Genomic DNA, 15,789 nt, shown 5'->3' on the forward strand with positions numbered 1-15,789 from the left:
GAACGGAACAGCACCGTGGAGGAGAACACAGGCGCCGGGTATCCAGGGGATGCCGGTGTAACCGACGACTTTGCCCTGGCCGGTGTCCCGGACGCTTTCCAGCGCCTGTGGACTCCGCACCGGATGGCCTACATCAAGGGCGGGCAGCACCAGTTCAAGAACGAGAATGACTGCCCGTTCTGCGTAGGCCCGGGCCGCACCGACGAGGACGCCCTCATCGTGTACCGGGGGAAATCCTGCTACGTGGTGCTGAACCTCTTTCCCTACAACCCGGGGCACCTGCTGGTCTGCCCTTACCGGCACGTCCCGGACTACACGGACCTGACGGTGGAAGAAACTGCCGAATTCGCAGACCTCACCCAGACGGCGATGCGTGTCCTGCGCAAGGTGTCCAACCCGGGCGGATTCAACCTGGGCATGAACCAGGGTGTGGTGGGCGGTGCCGGTATCGCCGCCCACCTGCACCAGCACGTCGTTCCTCGCTGGGGCGGCGACGGGAACTTCTTCCCCATCATTGCCCAGACCAAGGCCATCACGCAGACCCTCGATGAGGTCCGGCAGATGGTGGCCGACGCCTGGCCCGGGGAGACTGATGCTGAATAGGCATGCCCGGGGGTTCTTTACCGCGCTTTTTACCCCGCTGGCCCGATGGCTCCTGCGCCTGGGCGTCTCGCCCGACGCCGTAACGGTCATCGGAACCGCAGGCGTCGCGCTGGGCGCACTGGTGTTTTATCCGCTGGGGCAACTGTTCTGGGGCACGGTCTTCATCACGGCGTTCATCTTTTCCGATGTCCTGGACGGCATCATGGCCCGCATGCAGGACGTCAAGAGCCGCTGGGGCAACTTCCTGGACTCCACCCTGGACCGCGTCGCGGACGGTGCACTCTTCGCCGGGCTGGCGGTGTGGTTCTTCCTTGGCGGCCAAAATGCTGCCATTGCCGTGGCCGCCATGGTCTGCCTGGTCCTGGGCATGGTGGTTTCGTATGCCCGGGCCAAGGCCGAATCCCTCGGATACACAGCAAATGTGGGCATCGCGGAGCGGGCCGAGCGGCTCGTCTCCGTCCTGGTAATCACCGGGCTCACCGGCCTGGGACTGCCGCCGGTGGTGCTCCTCGTGACGCTGGTGCTGCTGGCGCTGGCGAGCTTCATGACGATCGTCCAGCGTGTTTCCTCAGTCCGCCGGCAGGCCCTGGCACAGCCGCTTCCCGCGGACGAAACGTAATTGCCGCGGCTGGCCGCCGGGGGACTACTATAAGGATTGCCCGGTCAATGGACCCGGCAATCCGTGTGTGTAAAGTCCGGCATCAGCATGCCCGCCTGCACACCCGGCGAAGATCGTCTATCTACCCATAGGGGTTTTTGTGTCTACACCAGATGTAAGCAACGAGGCCGGTTCGTCCGCGAACAGCGTCACGGGCAGCAGCCGCGTGAAGCGCGGCATGGCTGAGATGCTCAAGGGCGGCGTCATCATGGACGTCGTCAACGTTGAACAGGCCCGCATCGCCGAAGACGCCGGTGCTGTTGCAGTCATGGCCCTGGAACGCGTTCCGGCCGATATCCGCGCCCAGGGCGGTGTCTCCCGCATGTCCGATCCGGACATGATCGACGCCATCATCGACGCCGTGTCCATTCCGGTCATGGCGAAGGCCCGCATCGGCCACTTCGTCGAAGCCCAGGTCCTGCAGTCCCTCGGCGTGGACTACATTGACGAGTCCGAGGTCCTCACCCCGGCCGACTACATCAACCACATCGACAAGTGGAACTTCAAGGTTCCCTTCGTCTGTGGCGCCACCAACCTCGGTGAGGCCCTGCGCCGCATCAACGAAGGCGCGGCGATGATCCGGTCCAAGGGTGAAGCCGGCACCGGCGACGTCTCCAACGCCACCGGCCACATGCGCCAGATCCGCGCCGAGATCGCCAAGCTCTCCGCCCTGCCCGAGGACGAGCTCTACGTCGCGGCCAAGGAACTGCAGGCTCCGTACGAACTGGTCAAGGAAGTTGCCGCTGCCGGCAAGCTCCCGGTGGTGCTGTTCACCGCCGGCGGCATCGCCACCCCGGCCGACGCCGCCATGATGATGCAGCTCGGCGCCGACGGCGTGTTCGTTGGCTCGGGCATCTTCAAGTCCGGCAACCCCGCCCAGCGCGCGGCCGCCGTCGTGAAGGCCACCACCTTCTTCGATGACCCCGACGTCATCGCCAAGGCCTCCCGCGGCCTCGGCGAAGCCATGGTGGGCATCAACGTCGACGAGATCCCCCAGCCGCACCGCCTGGCTGAGCGCGGCTGGTAGTCAGCATCCGCAGGAGCAACGAACGGCGCGGTCCTCTGCGTGCTATTCCCTGCCTCCCGCTGCCGCCATTCTGGCGGTGGTTCAGGGCGGGGCCCCTTTTACGCACGCTGCCGGACCGCGTCGCCCGTCGCCTCGGCTCGCTTTAGTTCGTTTGTACGACGCCGGTTCCTCACCTTCTCCTGGTGGGGGACCGGCGTCGTTCCTTTCTATAGAGTTTTTGGACACGTACCGTGACTTAAACGCCCCGTAAGTCGTGGTATCTGTCCAAAAACTCTTGGGGTTGGTGGGGTTAGTCGAGGCCGCGGCGTTTCAGCAGGGGTTCCAGTTTGGCGTCGCGGCCCCTCAGAATCCGGAAGGACTCAAGGGGGTCGCGGCTGTTGCCCCGCGATAGCAGCTCCTGCCGGAACCGGTCGCCGTTGGCCCTGGTCAGGCCGCCGTTCTCCGTGAACCAGTCCACCGTCTCGGCGTCCAGGACCTCGCTCCAGATATAGGAGTAGTAGCCGGCGGCGTAGCCCGCGCCGGCGAAAATGTGCTGGAAGTAACCGGTCCGGTACCGCGGCGGGATCAGGGCGTGCGTGATTCCCGCCGCCGCCAGGGACTTCGCCTCAAACGCGAGGGCGTCGTCCGGGACGGCCTCCTCTTCGAGCACGTGCCACGCCAGGTCCAGCAACGCCGCTCCCAGGTATTCAGTGGTGGCAAACCCTTCGCCCCACAACCTGGACTCCTCCAGCCGGTCTGCAACATCCTGCGGCAACGGCTCGCCGGTGGCGTGGTGGCGGGCGTAGTTCGCCAGGACCTCCGGCCACATGATCCACATTTCGTTGACCTGCGAAGGGAATTCGACGAAGTCGCGGGGGACAGCCGTCCCGGAAAACCGCGGGTAGGTGACGTTGGAAAAGAGCCCGTGCAGGGCGTGGCCGAACTCGTGGAAGACCGTCCGCACCTCGTCAAGCGTCAGCAGGGTCGGTTCACCCGGCGCCGGTTTCGGGATGTTGAGTGTGTTCATGACTACGGGCCTGGTACCCAGTAAGGCGTTCTGGTCTACCAGCGAGTTCATCCAGGCACCGCCCCGCTTGGATTCGCGGGAATAGTAGTCACCCAGGAACAGCCCCAGCCCGCCGCCGTCGGAATCCCTGACTTCCCAGACCCGCACGTCGGGATGATAGCCCGCAAGGTCCTCCCGCTCATGGAAGCTGATCCCGTACAGGGACCCGGCCGCGAAAAAGACGCCGTCCCGCAGCACGCGCTCCAACTCGAAATACGGGCGGAGGGCCTGCTCGTCCACGCTGTATCTCTCCCGGCGGACTTTCGCCGAGTAGTAGGCCCAATCCCACGGTTCCAGGTGGTGCCCGGCGGATTCGGCAAGGGCGGCCGCTTCACGGTCCGCGTTGCGGACGGCGGCGGGAGCCATGCGGTTCAGCATGGACTGCACGGCCCCGAAGTCGGGCGCCGTCTGGCGGTCTGCCACCAGTTCCGCGTAGTTCGCAAAACCCAGCAGCGCGGCCTTCTCCGCACGCAGCCTGGCCATGGATTTGGCCAAGTCCAGGACATCCAAGGGGCCGCCGCTGCTGCCCCGGGCAACAGACGCTTCGAACAGCCGACGGCGGACGGACCGGTCCGTGAGTGAGGCAAGGGCCGGCTGGTTGCTTGGCTGGATAAGCCCCAGCAGGAACTGCCCCTCATGGCCTGCCACCCGGGCCGCTTCAGCTGCTGCGGCGACGTCGTCGGCGGGCAGGCCCGCGAGTTCCTCCGCATCATCGACGAGGAGCGCCGCGGACTTCATCCCTTCCTTCACGCGCTGTCCGAACTCCGTGCCCAGCCGCGCGAGCTCCGCGTTAACGGCCCTGAGCCGGTCCTGCCCGGCGGGATCGAGCTGGATACCCGTTTGCCGGAACTCCTTCAGGTACTCGTCCACCAGCCGGACCGACTCGGGATCCCGTGCGGAGGTATCGATTCCCTCGAAGCGCTCATACAGTGCATGGTTCAGGAAGAGCTCATCCTGGTGGGCCGAAAACCGGGGTGAGAACTTCGTTTCCAGTTCCCTGATCTCCGGCGAAGCATCCGCCGAGACCAGGGTGAAGAAGGAGGCTGCTGCGCGGTCCAGCAACTGACCAGACTGCTCCATCGCCACAGCGGTGTTCTCGAAGGTTGGCGCCTCCGGATTCTGCACAATGCGGTCTATTTCAGCCAGGTGCTCAGACAGGCCCGCGTCGATGGCCTCGGCGTAATGGGCGGCTTCGATGCGGGCGAAGGGCGGGAGGCCGTACGGCAGGGGGCTGGAAGCCAGCAGGGGGTTAGTCATGATGAAAACCTTTCACATGGAGGCACGCTTCTCAACGCGGCCAAATGCCCGTGCCGGAGGCTGGCCATTTCTAGACTTGGCGGTATGGGGAAACGTACCGGGAGGGCTCCTGCGCGCGCCCGCACGGGTGCCAGGCTGCAGCAGTGGATGCGCGCTGTGTTGGTCGCAGGCCTCCTGTTCGCGGGCGGTCCGCTCGCCGGGTGCGGGCTTGTGGCGCAAGGGCCCGCCCCTGGTGAGGCTGCCGGCGGCACCGGGGCCACCCAGAGCGAACACCCGGGAATGCCCTCCGCCACAGCCGCGGCTTCCGGTGCCGCGCCAACCCCCGCACCTTCCGCTATACCAGGCAAGGGCCCGCGGTGCCCGGTGCTGCGCTGCGCGTCGGTGGTGGTTACCGGTGGCATGCTGGTCCACCACGGGATCTGGGAGGAGGCACAGGAGGAAGCCGCAGCTGCCGGGAAACCCGGCCTGGACTTCCTGCCGGTGCTGGAGGCGCAGCGGCGCTACCTGGAGAGGAGCGATCTCGCCATCTGCCACCAGGGTACCCCCGTGGCAAAACCGGACGGACCGTTTTCCGGCGCCCCCTCGTTCAACGCCCCGCCGCACATCGTCAACGCTGCGAAGGACGTGGGCTACCAGGCCTGCACCACCGCGGGTGACCACATCCTGGACCGCGCTACCGACGGACTCCTGCGGACCGTGGATGCCCTGGATGCGGCCGGCCTGAAGCACACCGGCTCCTACCGCACTGCCACGGAGTCACAACAGATCCTCATCCTGCAGACCCCGGCGGCGAAGGTGGCTGTCATCGAGGCGACCTTCGGCCTCAACGGAAATACGCCGGAATATCCCTGGCAGGTGGACACACTTGACCCCAGCGCCATGATTGCCAAGGCCGAGAAGGCGCGGAGCCTGGGCGCCGACGTCGTGATTGGTGCCATGTACGCAGGAAACGGATACGGCGGAGACGTGCACGCAGGTATCCCGGGCGCCCTGCAAACGAAGGCAGCCCGTGCCCTGGCAGACAGCGGGCAGTTCAACCTGGTCTATGGCCATTCCCAGTCGGTGCTGCCCCTCGAGAATTACAAGGGCACCTGGATTGCTTACGGATTGGGCAACGGGATCACGGAAGTTTCCCCACAACATCCGGCCATGAATGAGGGCCTGCTGGTACGCGCGCAGTTCGGCCGGGACGCCAACGGAAGCTGGACCGTTACAGACCTGGCGTGGACGCCCACCGTCATGGTCGGGAACCCCTACCGATGGTGTCCGGTGGCCGCCGATGCACCACAGGGGCCGTGCGCCGGGACGGCGGCTGACGATGCAACGCGGCAGCGGACCATTGGAGTGGTGAACTCCATGGGCGCCGCAGCTTCCGGCGCGCATGAACTCCTCATCACCCTCGAACCCTGACGGCCGTCTTCAAACGGCGGACGCCGTGAAGCTCGAGGGAAAGCTCCTAATCCCGGCGGATCAGCGCGGTCTGCGTGCCGCGTGCTCCCGCGCGAGTTCCGCGTACCGGTCGTCCGGGAGGCCGGGCTCGAAGGCTCCGAACTTGCGTTCAGCGGCCGTGCGGATCAGGAAATCAGCGATGGCCGGGTTCTTCGGAAGCAGCGAGCCATGGAGGTAACTGGCCACAATGTTGCGGTAGCGGGCGCCTTCGTGGCCGTCGCTGCTGTTGTTGCCGGTTCCCTTCGCCACGGTGCCGAGCGGGCGGACCCCGTCCCCCAAGGTGGTCTGGCCGCTGTGGTTTTCGTAACCCAGCACCTCACCAAACTCGGAGGTGGTGACCTTGACGTTGCCAATCAGGCGCTCATCGGTGCCATGCGTTTCGACGTCGAGGATGCCGATGCCCGGAATCACCGAGCCTGTCCGGGTTTTGAAAAACCGGCCGAAGAGCTGGTAGAGACCGCAGATCACCAGCATCGGCGTGCCGTCTTCGGCGAGCTCCTTGAGGGAATCCGCCCGGGCCTGCAAATCGTCCTGGATTACCAGCTGCCCGCTGTCCTGGCCACCGCCGCCCACAATGATGTCCGCATCGTCAGGGAACGGGTCACCCACGTTGTATTCCAGCAGTTCAGGTGTGTACCCGTGCCACCGGATCCGCTGCTGCAGGACCAGGGCGTTGCCCCAGTCACCGTAGATGTTCATATCGCGCGGGTAAAGCTGGACCACACGCAGGATGCCCTTGCCCCCGGCGGCTGACGGACCGGATGCGCCCGGAGTTTCCTGGCTCAAGAGACAACCTCCACAGTGGTGATCTTCGACAGTTCGCGCCGGATGGCGAGCATGGCCGTATAGGTACAGAAAATGCGCTTGGGCTGGCCCTTCGCGCCCCGGATGAACGCGGCGAGGGCCGGCGCGATGTCAGGTTCCACAGCACCGATGCGGACGTCGTCATACTGCAGGCGCAGCGCCATGTCGTAGGCACGGGAACCTGTCAGCTGGTCTACGCCTCCGGCCCGGAGCGAATCGAACTCAACATCCCACAGCCAGGACATATCCCGGCCGTCGGCGTAGTTGTCGTTGATGGCGATCATCGTGGCGTAACCGCCTGCCGGGAATGACTTCAGGCCAAGGCGGAAACCGCTGGGGTTCTTCACCAGTACCAGGTCCAGCGGCTGGCCTTCCACCGTGAGGCTCTCGCCGCGGCCGAAAGCGGGCGCCACCTGGGACAGCGCCTCCAGCAGGGTCTCATGGTTGGTGTCAGCGGCGGCACCGCCGCAAATGCCCCGCGCCAGAGTCAGCGCGGCGGCCGCGTTGAAGATGTTGTAGACCCCGCGGAGCTTCATCGCGGTACTGACGGTCCCGCCGTCGTACTCGAACTCGGCGGTGTCCGCGCCAACTTTGCGGAGCACGACGTCGGCCGAGGGCTTCTCCGGGAGACCCGCCGGTGCGGGGCTGCCGGGAGCGGCGCGCATATCGTCGTCGTTGGGGAAGGTGCCAAGCAATGAGTCGTCCAGGCCGAAGTACCGGACCTCCTGGCCGGTGAGCGTTTCAGCAATCCTGGCTACCCGTGGATCTTCGCGGTTCAGCACCACGGTCCCGGTGGTTTTCGCGGCGATGTGCTGCAGGAGCTGGGCTGTCTTGTCGATCTCGCCGAACCGGTCAAGCTGATCCCGGAGGACGTTCAGCAGCAGGCAGTACTTGGGCGGCACGCTGTTCACGAAGTGCACGGCGTGTGCTTCGTCGAGTTCCAGGACGGCGACGTCGGCGTCCAGCCGGCCGCGCCAGTCCACCTCGCCGAGCAGGGCAGCGGCGACGCCGCGGGTGAAATTGCTGCCGGTGCGGTTCGTGAAGACCTTCAGGCCCTGGCTTTCGAGCAACTCCACCACCATCTTGGTGGTGGTGGTCTTCCCGTTCGTGCCGCTGACCACGGCCACTCCGTGCGGGAGGGTACTGAGTGTCCGCCGCATGAAACCGGGGTCGATCTTTTCGACGACGAGCCCCGGCAGCGCGGACCCGCCGCCTCGAAGCCGGGATGCCCGGCGCACCAGTTTGCCAAGCGGAACAGTGTAAAAGGGCATTATTCGAATATATCCCAGCCCCGGCATGGAACTGCCGGAGTGTGACCCGCCCCGGCCCGGCGGACACCGGCGGGCCCGTATGCTGGGACGATGACAAATTCCCTTTCCGCCGATCCCGCACGCGTGGGCTCGGGCCTTCGGATCGGCGTCCTGGCGCTCCAAGGCGACTTCCGTGAGCACCTCCGTGCGGCCGCGGAGTCCGGCGCCGAGGGGGTCAGCGTCCGGCGTCCCCAGGAACTGGAGGGCCTGGATGGGCTCATCATTCCCGGCGGCGAGTCCACGGCAATTGACAAGCTCGCGCGCGCCTTCGAACTGGCTGAACCGCTGCGTGAGCGCATCGCCGGCGGCTTGCCGGTTTACGGTTCCTGCGCAGGCATGATCCTGCTGGCCTCGGACATTGCAGATCCCGCCACTGACCTTTCGGGTGCTCCCCAGCAGACATTCGGCGGGCTGGACATGACCGTGCGCCGCAACGCCTTCGGACGCCAGCGCGAGTCCTTTGAGACGGACCTTGACTTCAAGGGCCTGGACTTCAGCGCCACCGACGCGGGCGTGGCCCCGGTCCATGCCGTGTTCATCCGCGGACCGTGGGTGGAGCGTGTAGGTCCGGGGGTGGAAATCCTGGCCCAGGTGGAACCGGCCGATCCGGAGCATGCGTCCCACACCGCGGAATTGCCCGGGGCCGCTAGAATTGTCGCTGTGCGTTCCGGCCGGCTGCTGGCCACCTCCTTCCATCCGGAAGTGACCGGGGAGAAACGCGTACATGAACTTTTTATCCGCATGATCAGAGGAGAAGCGTAAAGCATGTCAGGCCACTCCAAATGGGCGACGACCAAGCACAAAAAGGCGATCATCGACAGCCGCCGCGCAAAGTCCTTCGCCAAGCTGATCAAGAACATCGAAGTTGCCGCCCGCATGGGCGGACCGGACCTGGCCGGCAACCCCGGCCTTGAACTGGCGGTCACCAAGGCGAAAAAGACCTCGGTCCCCAACGACAACATCGACCGCGCCATCAAGCGCGGCGCCGGGCTTACCGGCGAAGTGGTGGATTACACCGAAATCATGTACGAAGCCCGTGGCCCGCAGGGTTCCGCCCTGCTGATCGAGTGCCTTACGGACAACAAGAACCGCGCGGCTTCCGAGGTCCGCCTTGCCATCTCCCGCAATGGCGGCACCATCGCCGATCCCGGATCCGTGAGCTACCTGTTCAACCGCAAGGGCGTGGTGAACCTGCCCAAGAACGGCCTGGGTGAAGATGACGTCCTCATGGCCGTCCTGGACGCCGGCGCCGAAGAGGTCAAGGACAACGGCGAATCCTTTGAGATCCACTCCGAGCCGGGTGACCTTCCGGCCATCCGCGAAGCCCTGAAGGACGCCGGCATTGAATACGACACCGATGAGGTGGAGTTCGTTCCGTCCATGCAGGTGGAGCTGGACGTCGAGGGCGCGCGGAAGTTCATGAAGCTGGCAGATGCCCTCGAAGAGCTCGACGACGTCCAGAACGTCTACAGCAACGCCGATTTCAGCGACGAAGTCCAGGCCGCCCTGGAATCGGAGTGACCGGCGGCCTTGCCAGCTGACCTGCGCCCGCTCCCGCAGCACCGCCCGTCGCGCCATAGTCCGTCCCCATGACGCTCCGTGTCCTGGGCGTGGACCCCGGCCTGACGCGCTGCGGCATTGGCGTGGTGGACGTTGAACGGAACCGCCGGGCCACCATGGTGGCCGTCGGCGTCGTTGGAACCTCGCCTGACGAATCCCTGGACCAGCGGCTGCTCGTCATCGCCACAGCCATCGACGAATGGCTGGACCGCTACGAGCCCCAGGTGCTCGCCGTCGAACGCGTCTTCTCGCAACTGAATGTCAGCACCGTGATGGGCGTGGCGCAGGCGTCCGGAGTGGTGATTGCCGCAGCAGCGCGCCGGGGGATCCCGGTGGCGCTCCACACGCCGTCGGAGGTCAAGGCCGCTGTAACGGGCAGCGGCTCGTCGAACAAGGACGCTGTGACCAAACTGGTCACCAAGATCCTCCGCCTCGACGCGCCGCCCCGTCCGGCCGACGCCGCGGACGCCCTTGCATTGGCCATCACGCACGCCTGGCGCGCCGGGAGCGGGGCCGCTGTTGCCACGACCGGTCCGGGCAGTTCGTCGCTCACGCCGGCCCAGCGGGCGTGGGCCGAGGCCGAGGCGAAGGCGCGCCGCGCACGCTGAATGTCCCTGCAGCTTGCTAGGGTATTCGTAGATATGTTCGGATAACCGGGCTCCGCCTCTTGCCAGGCGGCGGGCCGGCAGCACAAGCAGGAGCCAGGCCTTGATCAGTTTCCTCCGCGGAACCGTAGCGCACGTAGGCCTGTCCACGGCCGTCATCGACTTGAACGGTGCGGGCATGAGCGTCTACGCCACCCCGCTGACGCTCAGCAGGCTCCACGTGGGCGAAGAGGGGAAGGTGTTCACCTCCCTGATCGTCCGCGAAGATTCGATGACGCTGTTTGGTTTTGCGGACGACGACGAACGGGAAGTTTTCGAGGTCCTGCTCAGTGTGAGCGGGGTAGGTCCGCGCCTCGCCCTGGCCGTTTTGGCGGTCCACGAACCGGAAGCGATCCGCGTTGCAGCCCATACGGGCGACAACAAGACTTTCACCAAGGTCCCTGGAATCGGACCGAAGGTGGCCGGACGGATCGTCCTTGAGTTGGCCGGCAAGCTCGTTCCGCACGGAACGGCGCCTGCTGCCGCCACCACGGCGGCGGAGGCCAGCTGGAAACCGCAGGTGGTTGCCGCCATGACCAGTTTGGGCTGGTCGGAAAAGGATGCATCGGCGAGCATCGACAAAGCACTGGCGGACGAGCCCGAAGTTTCGTTCCGCGGCAACGTCCCGGAAATCCTCCGGACCACCCTCCGCTGGCTCGGCCAGGACGGCGCCCGGGCGGGCAACCGGGTAGGCAGCCGTGGCTGAACCGTCACTGGTGGCAGCGGGGGAGGAGCCCGAGGAACGCGCCATTGAAGCTGCCCTCCGCCCCAAGAACCTGGACGACTTCGTCGGCCAGCACCGCGTCCGGAAACAGCTGTCCCTGGTCCTCAAAGCCTCACGCATGCGCGGCCGCAGCGCCGACCATGTGCTGTTTTCGGGTCCGCCGGGCCTGGGCAAGACCACCCTTGCCATGATCGTGGCTGCGGAAATGAACGCACCGCTGCGCATCAGCAGCGGTCCTGCCATCCAGCATGCCGGAGACCTCGCCGCCATCCTGTCCTCGCTGTCCGAGGGCGAAGTCCTCTTCCTTGACGAAATCCACCGCATGTCCAGGCCGGCCGAAGAAATGCTCTACATGGCCATGGAGGATTTCCGCGTGGACATCGTGGTGGGCAAGGGCGCGGGTGCCACCGCCATCCCGTTGGAACTGCCGCCCTTCACGCTGGTGGGGGCCACCACCAGGGCCGGGCTGCTTCCCGGTCCATTGCGGGACCGCTTCGGTTTCACCGGCCACTTGGAGTTCTACTCCGTTCCGGAACTCGAACTTGTCCTGCGGCGCTCTGCCGGCCTGCTGGACTTGAAGGTCAACTCCGCGGGCTTCAGTGAGATCGCGGGCCGGTCCCGGGGCACGCCCCGCATCGCCAACCGGCTGCTGCGCCGAGTGCGCGACTGGGCGCTGGTACACGGCGTTGACCAGATCGATGCCAGGTCCGCATCGGCGGCGCTGGACATGTATGAGGTGGACAAAAAGGGGCTGGACCGGCTGGACCGTTCCGTCCTCGAGGCACTGATCACCAAGTTCGGCGGGGGGCCTGTAGGGCTCTCTACCCTTGCGATCGCCGTTGGCGAAGAAACGGAAACCGTGGAGACGGTCGCGGAACCCTTCCTTGTCCGCGAAGGGCTCCTGGGCCGCACCCCGCGTGGCCGCATCGCCATGGCCCCGGCCTGGACCCACCTGGGCTACGCCATCCCTGCCGGCGTGTTCGGCCAGGAGCAGCTGGACCTTTTTGACCGCGAAACGGGTGCCGAGGTCACAGGGGACTGGGCCCCGGAGAGCCAATAACAGGCTCCCTCCAGCTTTTCCCCTTAGACTGGTATGACGCTCGGCACGTTCGGGTCTTTGTTGTGCGCATGGCCTTCCGGCCGCGCTGCCGGTGCAGGAGGTCCGTCAGGGATCGGCTTCCATGACTGTTCCTCCCGGCGCAGACAAAGTCCGGCGCTGCCGGAAAACCAGCCAGGTACCACAAAGGACGGAATTCCCCTTGGATCCAATGTCAATTCTCCTGTTCGTCATGCTCGGCGTGTTCATCTTCATGATGTTCCGCCGCAACAAGAAGACGCAGCAGCAGCAGGCGGAGCTCCAGTCGAAGTTCGGCCCGGGCGTCGATGTCATGACCAGCTTCGGCCTTTTCGGCCGGATCGTGGACATCGACGAGGCTGAAAACAAGGTCACCCTGGAACTCTCCCCGGGCAACCTGGCCACGGTCCACCGCCAGGCCGTCACCAAGGTGATGGAGCCGGCTGTTGCGCCGGAAGCTGCTCCCGCCGTGCCGGACGATGCTTCGTCCCTGACCTCTACGGAGGCGGCCGGCACCACTGCTGCGCCGGCCACTGCCGCTGAGACCACTGCTGCGCCCGCCACGGCCGCTGAGTCCACTGCGTTCCCGGCCGAAACCCCGGACGAAACCCTGAAGCGCCTCAACGATGAGGGCAAGAAGGACAGCTAGTCCTTCCGGCACCTTAACCCCTCTACCGCTGCGGACAACCGCCGGTGCACATGCGCACCGGCGGTTCCTCCGTGAATAAGAGAAAGATCGACAATGGCACGAACTGGCCCCAAGAAGCCCGGCCTCAGGGTCCTGGTCTGGCTGGGCGTAATCATCGCCGCGTTGACCGCCGTCCTGGCCGGCGGTACCGTCGCCGGGCAGGCAAGCTGGTCGCCCAAGCTGGCACTTGACCTTGAAGGCGGTACCCAGATGATCCTGGCGCCGAAGGTCGAGGGCGGTTCTGACATCAATGAAGAACAGCTGAACCAGGCCGTGGCGATCATCCGCCAGCGCGTTGACGGTTCCGGCGTGGCCGAAGCCGAAATCAGCACGCAGTCGGGCCGCAACGTGGTGGTTAGCCTCCCGGGCACGCCGTCCACTGCCACCCGCGACCTCATCCAGGCCTCCGCGGACATGAACTTCCGGCCCGTGCTGTTGAACGGAGCCGGAGCTGCTGTTCCGGAGGAGTCCCGGGCACCCGAGGATCAGCTGCCCAAGCCGACCGCGGCACCCGCCAACAGCAGCGACATCAACTGGATCACGCCGGAAATCTACCGCGAGTTCGAGGCCCTGGACTGCGACAACGCCTCAGCTGAGAAGGCCGAGCGTTCGGATCCGACCAAGCCGCTGGTCACGTGTGAACCCGCGACGGACACCAGCCCTGCCATCAAGTACATCCTTGGACCGGTCGAGGTCAAGGGCAGCAACATCGTCACTTCCTCCTTCCAGCTGCAGCAGGGCGCACAGGGAGCCGTCACCAACGACTGGGCCGTCAACATCCAGTTCAATGAGGAAGGCACGGCGAAGTTCAAGGAGGTCACCGAGCGCCTCAACCAGTTCTACGTGGCCGCCGGCGGCGAGTCGGGCAACGACCCGAAGGCCCAGTTCGCCATCGTCCTCGACGACCAGGTCATTTCCGCTCCACGTTCACTGGCTGTCATCACGGACGGCCGTCCCCAGATCACGGGCGGATTCACCGAGCAGACGGCCAAGGCGCTGTCAGACCAACTGCGCTTCGGCGCCCTGCCCATCAGCTTCGAAATCCAAAGCGAACAGCAGATTTCGGCGACCCTTGGCGGCGAGCAGTTGCGCATGGGCTTGCTGGCCGGCCTCATCGGGCTTCTCCTGGTGGTGGTCTATTCGCTCTTCCAGTACCGGGCACTGGGCTTCGTGACCATCGCCTCGCTGGTGGTGGCAGGCGTCCTGACCTACCTGGCCATCGCCATCCTGGGCTGGACGGAAAACTATCGCCTGTCCCTGGCCGGCGTGGCGGGCATCATCGTGGCCATCGGCCAGACCGCTGACTCGTTCATCGTCTACTTCGAACGTATCCGCGATGAGCTCCGTGAAGGCCGTGGCCTGGTCTCCGCCGTCGAGAACGGCTGGAAGCGGGCCAAGCGCACCGTGCTCGCCTCCAAGGCCGTCAATCTGCTCGCGGCGCTGGTCCTCTACTTTGTCGCCGTGGGCAACGTGCGGGGCTTCGCGTTCACGCTCGGCCTGACCGCCATCGCCGACCTTATCGTGGTCTTCATGTTCACCCACCCCACGTTGCAGCTGTTGGCGCGGACGCGGTTCTTCGGCGAAGGCCACCGGTTCTCCGGGCTGGACCCCAAGCGCCTCGGCGCCGTACCGCTCTACCGCGGTGCCGGCCGCGTCCGTACCCCTGAAGACCGTCCCGCCAATGTCCGTGCAAAGAACGCGGGAGCCGCCGCGGAGGCTGAACGCAGGATGACCATTGCCGAACGGCGGCTGGCGGAAAAGCAGGAACAGCTCGCAGGTTCCTCAAAGACCGCTGCGAAGGAGAACAAGTAATGTCAGGCTTCGCCAATTTCGGCAATGAGCTCTACACCGGGAAGCGTTCCTACGAATTCGTGGGATCCAAGAAGATCTGGTTCCTGATCGCGCTGGTGGGCGTGGCGCTGTCCATCATCATCCCGGTGGCCAAGGGCGGGTTCAACCTGGGCATCGAGTTCCGGGGCGGCTCTGAATTCACGGTCTCGAACGTGAAGACCACGGACGCCACAGTGGGGGAGAAGGCCGTCACGGACGTTGTGGCCGGCAGTGTTCCGCGGGTGGCCAACGTGGCCGGAACCACCATGCGCATCCAGACGGACAAGCTCACGGACGACGAGACGCTGCGCATCAAGGAGGGCCTGCACACCGCGTACGGTGTCACCGAGAACGAAGTGACTTCCACGTTCGTGGGGCCAACCTGGGGCGCTGACGTCACCAAGCAGGCGTTGATCGGCCTGGTGGTGTTCGTGCTGCTCGCCGCCGTGCTGATGGCCCTGTACTTCCGCACGTGGAAGATGTCCGTCTCGGCCCTCGCCGGCATGCTCGTCACCATGTTCATCACCGCCGGGGTCTACGCCCTGAGCGACTTTGAGGTGACACCCTCAGCAATCATCGGGTTCCTGACGGTGCTCAGCTACTCCCTTTACGACACAGTGGTGGTCTTCGACAAGATCCGCGAGAACACGGCGGAAATTGACTCCTCAACCCGACGCACCTTCGCCGAGGAAGTCAACCTCGCCGTGAACCAGACGCTGGTCCGTTCCATCAACACCATGATGGTGGCAATCCTCCCGGTGGGGGCCATTCTGTTCATCGGCGCCGGCCTGCTCGGCGCAGGAACCCTGCGCGACCTCTCGCTGGCACTGTTCGTGGGAATCCTGATCGGCACGGCGGCCACCATCTTCGTAGCGGCGCCGATGTACGCCTGGCTGCGGCAGAACGAACCGGACCTGGTAAAGCAGGCCCGGCGCGTGGAGCAGCGCCGCAGCAACACTGCCGAGCGCAGCGCTTCAGCGGAGCCTGCCCAAGCCTGATAGGCACAATGTGCGCCGGTCCTTCCGGTGCTTTCGGCCGCGGGCCGGGCGGCGTGGAAACCAAGCTGTCCGGCCCGCGGTCGTTTAAGGGTGCCGGTTATAAATCTCTGCGTTCTG

At 65.5% G+C, this 15,789-nt stretch carries 15 protein-coding genes; 12 read left to right on the forward strand and 3 right to left on the reverse strand.

Annotation, left to right across the window (positions count from 1 at the left end; all coding sequences use genetic code 11):
• Window positions 1–15 precede the first annotated feature (15 nt).
• From UC32_RS17795 to pdxS, 3 genes are all read left to right on the forward strand, one after another.
• On the forward strand, window positions 16–603 hold the full coding sequence (locus UC32_RS17795) for an HIT family protein (RefSeq protein ID WP_045732518.1): 588 nt from the start codon (window positions 16–18) through the stop codon (window positions 601–603).
• Window positions 593–1,222, forward strand: coding sequence for a phosphatidylinositol phosphate synthase (gene pgsA / locus UC32_RS17800; RefSeq protein ID WP_045732519.1), 630 nt, complete (start codon window positions 593–595; stop codon window positions 1,220–1,222). The genes UC32_RS17795 and pgsA overlap by 11 nt, the downstream gene beginning before the upstream one ends.
• A 139-nt stretch (window positions 1,223–1,361) precedes the next feature.
• Window positions 1,362–2,288: a pyridoxal 5'-phosphate synthase lyase subunit PdxS gene (gene pdxS / locus UC32_RS17805; RefSeq protein ID WP_045732520.1), complete on the forward strand. Its 927-nt coding sequence runs from the start codon at window positions 1,362–1,364 to the stop codon at window positions 2,286–2,288.
• A gap of 289 nt (window positions 2,289–2,577) precedes the next feature.
• Here the strand turns inward: pdxS and UC32_RS17810 are convergent, their stop codons facing one another.
• Window positions 2,578–4,590, reverse strand: coding sequence for a M3 family metallopeptidase (locus tag UC32_RS17810; protein WP_045732521.1), 2,013 nt, complete (start codon window positions 4,588–4,590; stop codon window positions 2,578–2,580).
• Window positions 4,591–4,674: 84 nt separating this feature from the next.
• Here UC32_RS17810 and UC32_RS17815 point away from each other — a divergent pair, with 84 nt between their 5' ends.
• Complete coding sequence (locus UC32_RS17815; protein ID WP_235423697.1) at window positions 4,675–6,000, forward strand: CapA family protein; 1,326 nt, start codon at window positions 4,675–4,677, stop codon at window positions 5,998–6,000.
• Window positions 6,001–6,060: 60 nt separating this feature from the next.
• On the opposite strand, the gene UC32_RS17820 is transcribed toward UC32_RS17815, so the two are convergent.
• Both UC32_RS17820 and UC32_RS17825 read right to left on the reverse strand, forming a co-directional pair.
• Entirely contained in the window at window positions 6,061–6,825 is a 765-nt protein-coding gene (locus tag UC32_RS17820; protein ID WP_045732523.1) for a type 1 glutamine amidotransferase, read from the reverse strand.
• Window positions 6,822–8,114, reverse strand: a complete 1,293-nt coding sequence (locus UC32_RS17825) for a Mur ligase family protein (protein ID WP_200896411.1) — start codon at window positions 8,112–8,114, stop codon at window positions 6,822–6,824. Before UC32_RS17825 ends, UC32_RS17820 begins: the two co-directional genes overlap by 4 nt.
• A gap of 90 nt (window positions 8,115–8,204) precedes the next feature.
• Here UC32_RS17825 and pdxT point away from each other — a divergent pair, with 90 nt between their 5' ends.
• The 8 genes from pdxT (at window position 8,205) to secF (ending at window position 15,672) form a co-directional block, all read left to right on the forward strand.
• Entirely contained in the window at window positions 8,205–8,915 is a 711-nt protein-coding gene (gene pdxT / locus UC32_RS17830; RefSeq protein ID WP_045732525.1) for a pyridoxal 5'-phosphate synthase glutaminase subunit PdxT, read from the forward strand.
• Window positions 8,916–8,918: 3 nt separating this feature from the next.
• Window positions 8,919–9,674 (forward strand): YebC/PmpR family DNA-binding transcriptional regulator, encoded by a 756-nt coding sequence (locus tag UC32_RS17835; protein WP_045732526.1) that lies wholly within the window; start codon window positions 8,919–8,921, stop codon window positions 9,672–9,674.
• Between the two features lie 68 nt (window positions 9,675–9,742).
• Window positions 9,743–10,321: a crossover junction endodeoxyribonuclease RuvC gene (gene ruvC / locus UC32_RS17840; RefSeq protein WP_045732527.1), complete on the forward strand. Its 579-nt coding sequence runs from the start codon at window positions 9,743–9,745 to the stop codon at window positions 10,319–10,321.
• A gap of 100 nt (window positions 10,322–10,421) precedes the next feature.
• Window positions 10,422–11,063 (forward strand): Holliday junction branch migration protein RuvA, encoded by a 642-nt coding sequence (gene ruvA / locus UC32_RS17845; RefSeq protein ID WP_045732528.1) that lies wholly within the window; start codon window positions 10,422–10,424, stop codon window positions 11,061–11,063.
• Complete coding sequence (ruvB, locus tag UC32_RS17850; protein ID WP_045732529.1) at window positions 11,056–12,141, forward strand: Holliday junction branch migration DNA helicase RuvB; 1,086 nt, start codon at window positions 11,056–11,058, stop codon at window positions 12,139–12,141. The genes ruvA and ruvB overlap by 8 nt, the downstream gene beginning before the upstream one ends.
• 208 nt (window positions 12,142–12,349) lie before the next feature.
• Window positions 12,350–12,805: a preprotein translocase subunit YajC gene (yajC, locus tag UC32_RS17855; protein ID WP_045732530.1), complete on the forward strand. Its 456-nt coding sequence runs from the start codon at window positions 12,350–12,352 to the stop codon at window positions 12,803–12,805.
• 93 nt (window positions 12,806–12,898) lie between these two features.
• Window positions 12,899–14,656, forward strand: coding sequence for a protein translocase subunit SecD (secD, locus tag UC32_RS17860; protein WP_045732531.1), 1,758 nt, complete (start codon window positions 12,899–12,901; stop codon window positions 14,654–14,656).
• Window positions 14,656–15,672 (forward strand): protein translocase subunit SecF, encoded by a 1,017-nt coding sequence (gene secF, locus UC32_RS17865; RefSeq protein ID WP_045732532.1) that lies wholly within the window; start codon window positions 14,656–14,658, stop codon window positions 15,670–15,672. Before secD ends, secF begins: the two co-directional genes overlap by 1 nt.
• Window positions 15,673–15,789 lie beyond the last annotated feature (117 nt).

Origin of the sequence: Pseudarthrobacter chlorophenolicus (assembly GCF_000962805.1) — a bacterium.
GTDB lineage: Bacteria > Actinomycetota > Actinomycetes > Actinomycetales > Micrococcaceae > Arthrobacter > Arthrobacter chlorophenolicus_A.

Bases quoted from the DNA above. Each gene is read 5' to 3' on its own strand.
- pgsA (WP_045732519.1), top strand. From the start codon at position 593: ATGCTGAATAGGCATGCCCGGGGGTTCTTTACCGCGCTTTTTACCCCG.
- UC32_RS17810 (WP_045732521.1), bottom strand. From the start codon at position 4,590: ATGACTAACCCCCTGCTGGCTTCCAGCCCCCTGCCGTACGGCCTCCCG.
- UC32_RS17815 (WP_235423697.1), top strand. From the start codon at position 4,675: ATGGGGAAACGTACCGGGAGGGCTCCTGCGCGCGCCCGCACGGGTGCC.
- UC32_RS17825 (WP_200896411.1), bottom strand. From the start codon at position 8,114: ATGCCCTTTTACACTGTTCCGCTTGGCAAACTGGTGCGCCGGGCATCC.
- pdxT (WP_045732525.1), top strand. From the start codon at position 8,205: ATGACAAATTCCCTTTCCGCCGATCCCGCACGCGTGGGCTCGGGCCTT.
- UC32_RS17835 (WP_045732526.1), top strand. From the start codon at position 8,919: ATGTCAGGCCACTCCAAATGGGCGACGACCAAGCACAAAAAGGCGATC.
- ruvC (WP_045732527.1), top strand. From the start codon at position 9,743: ATGACGCTCCGTGTCCTGGGCGTGGACCCCGGCCTGACGCGCTGCGGC.
- yajC (WP_045732530.1), top strand. From the start codon at position 12,350: ATGTCAATTCTCCTGTTCGTCATGCTCGGCGTGTTCATCTTCATGATG.
- secD (WP_045732531.1), top strand. From the start codon at position 12,899: ATGGCACGAACTGGCCCCAAGAAGCCCGGCCTCAGGGTCCTGGTCTGG.
- secF (WP_045732532.1), top strand. From the start codon at position 14,656: ATGTCAGGCTTCGCCAATTTCGGCAATGAGCTCTACACCGGGAAGCGT.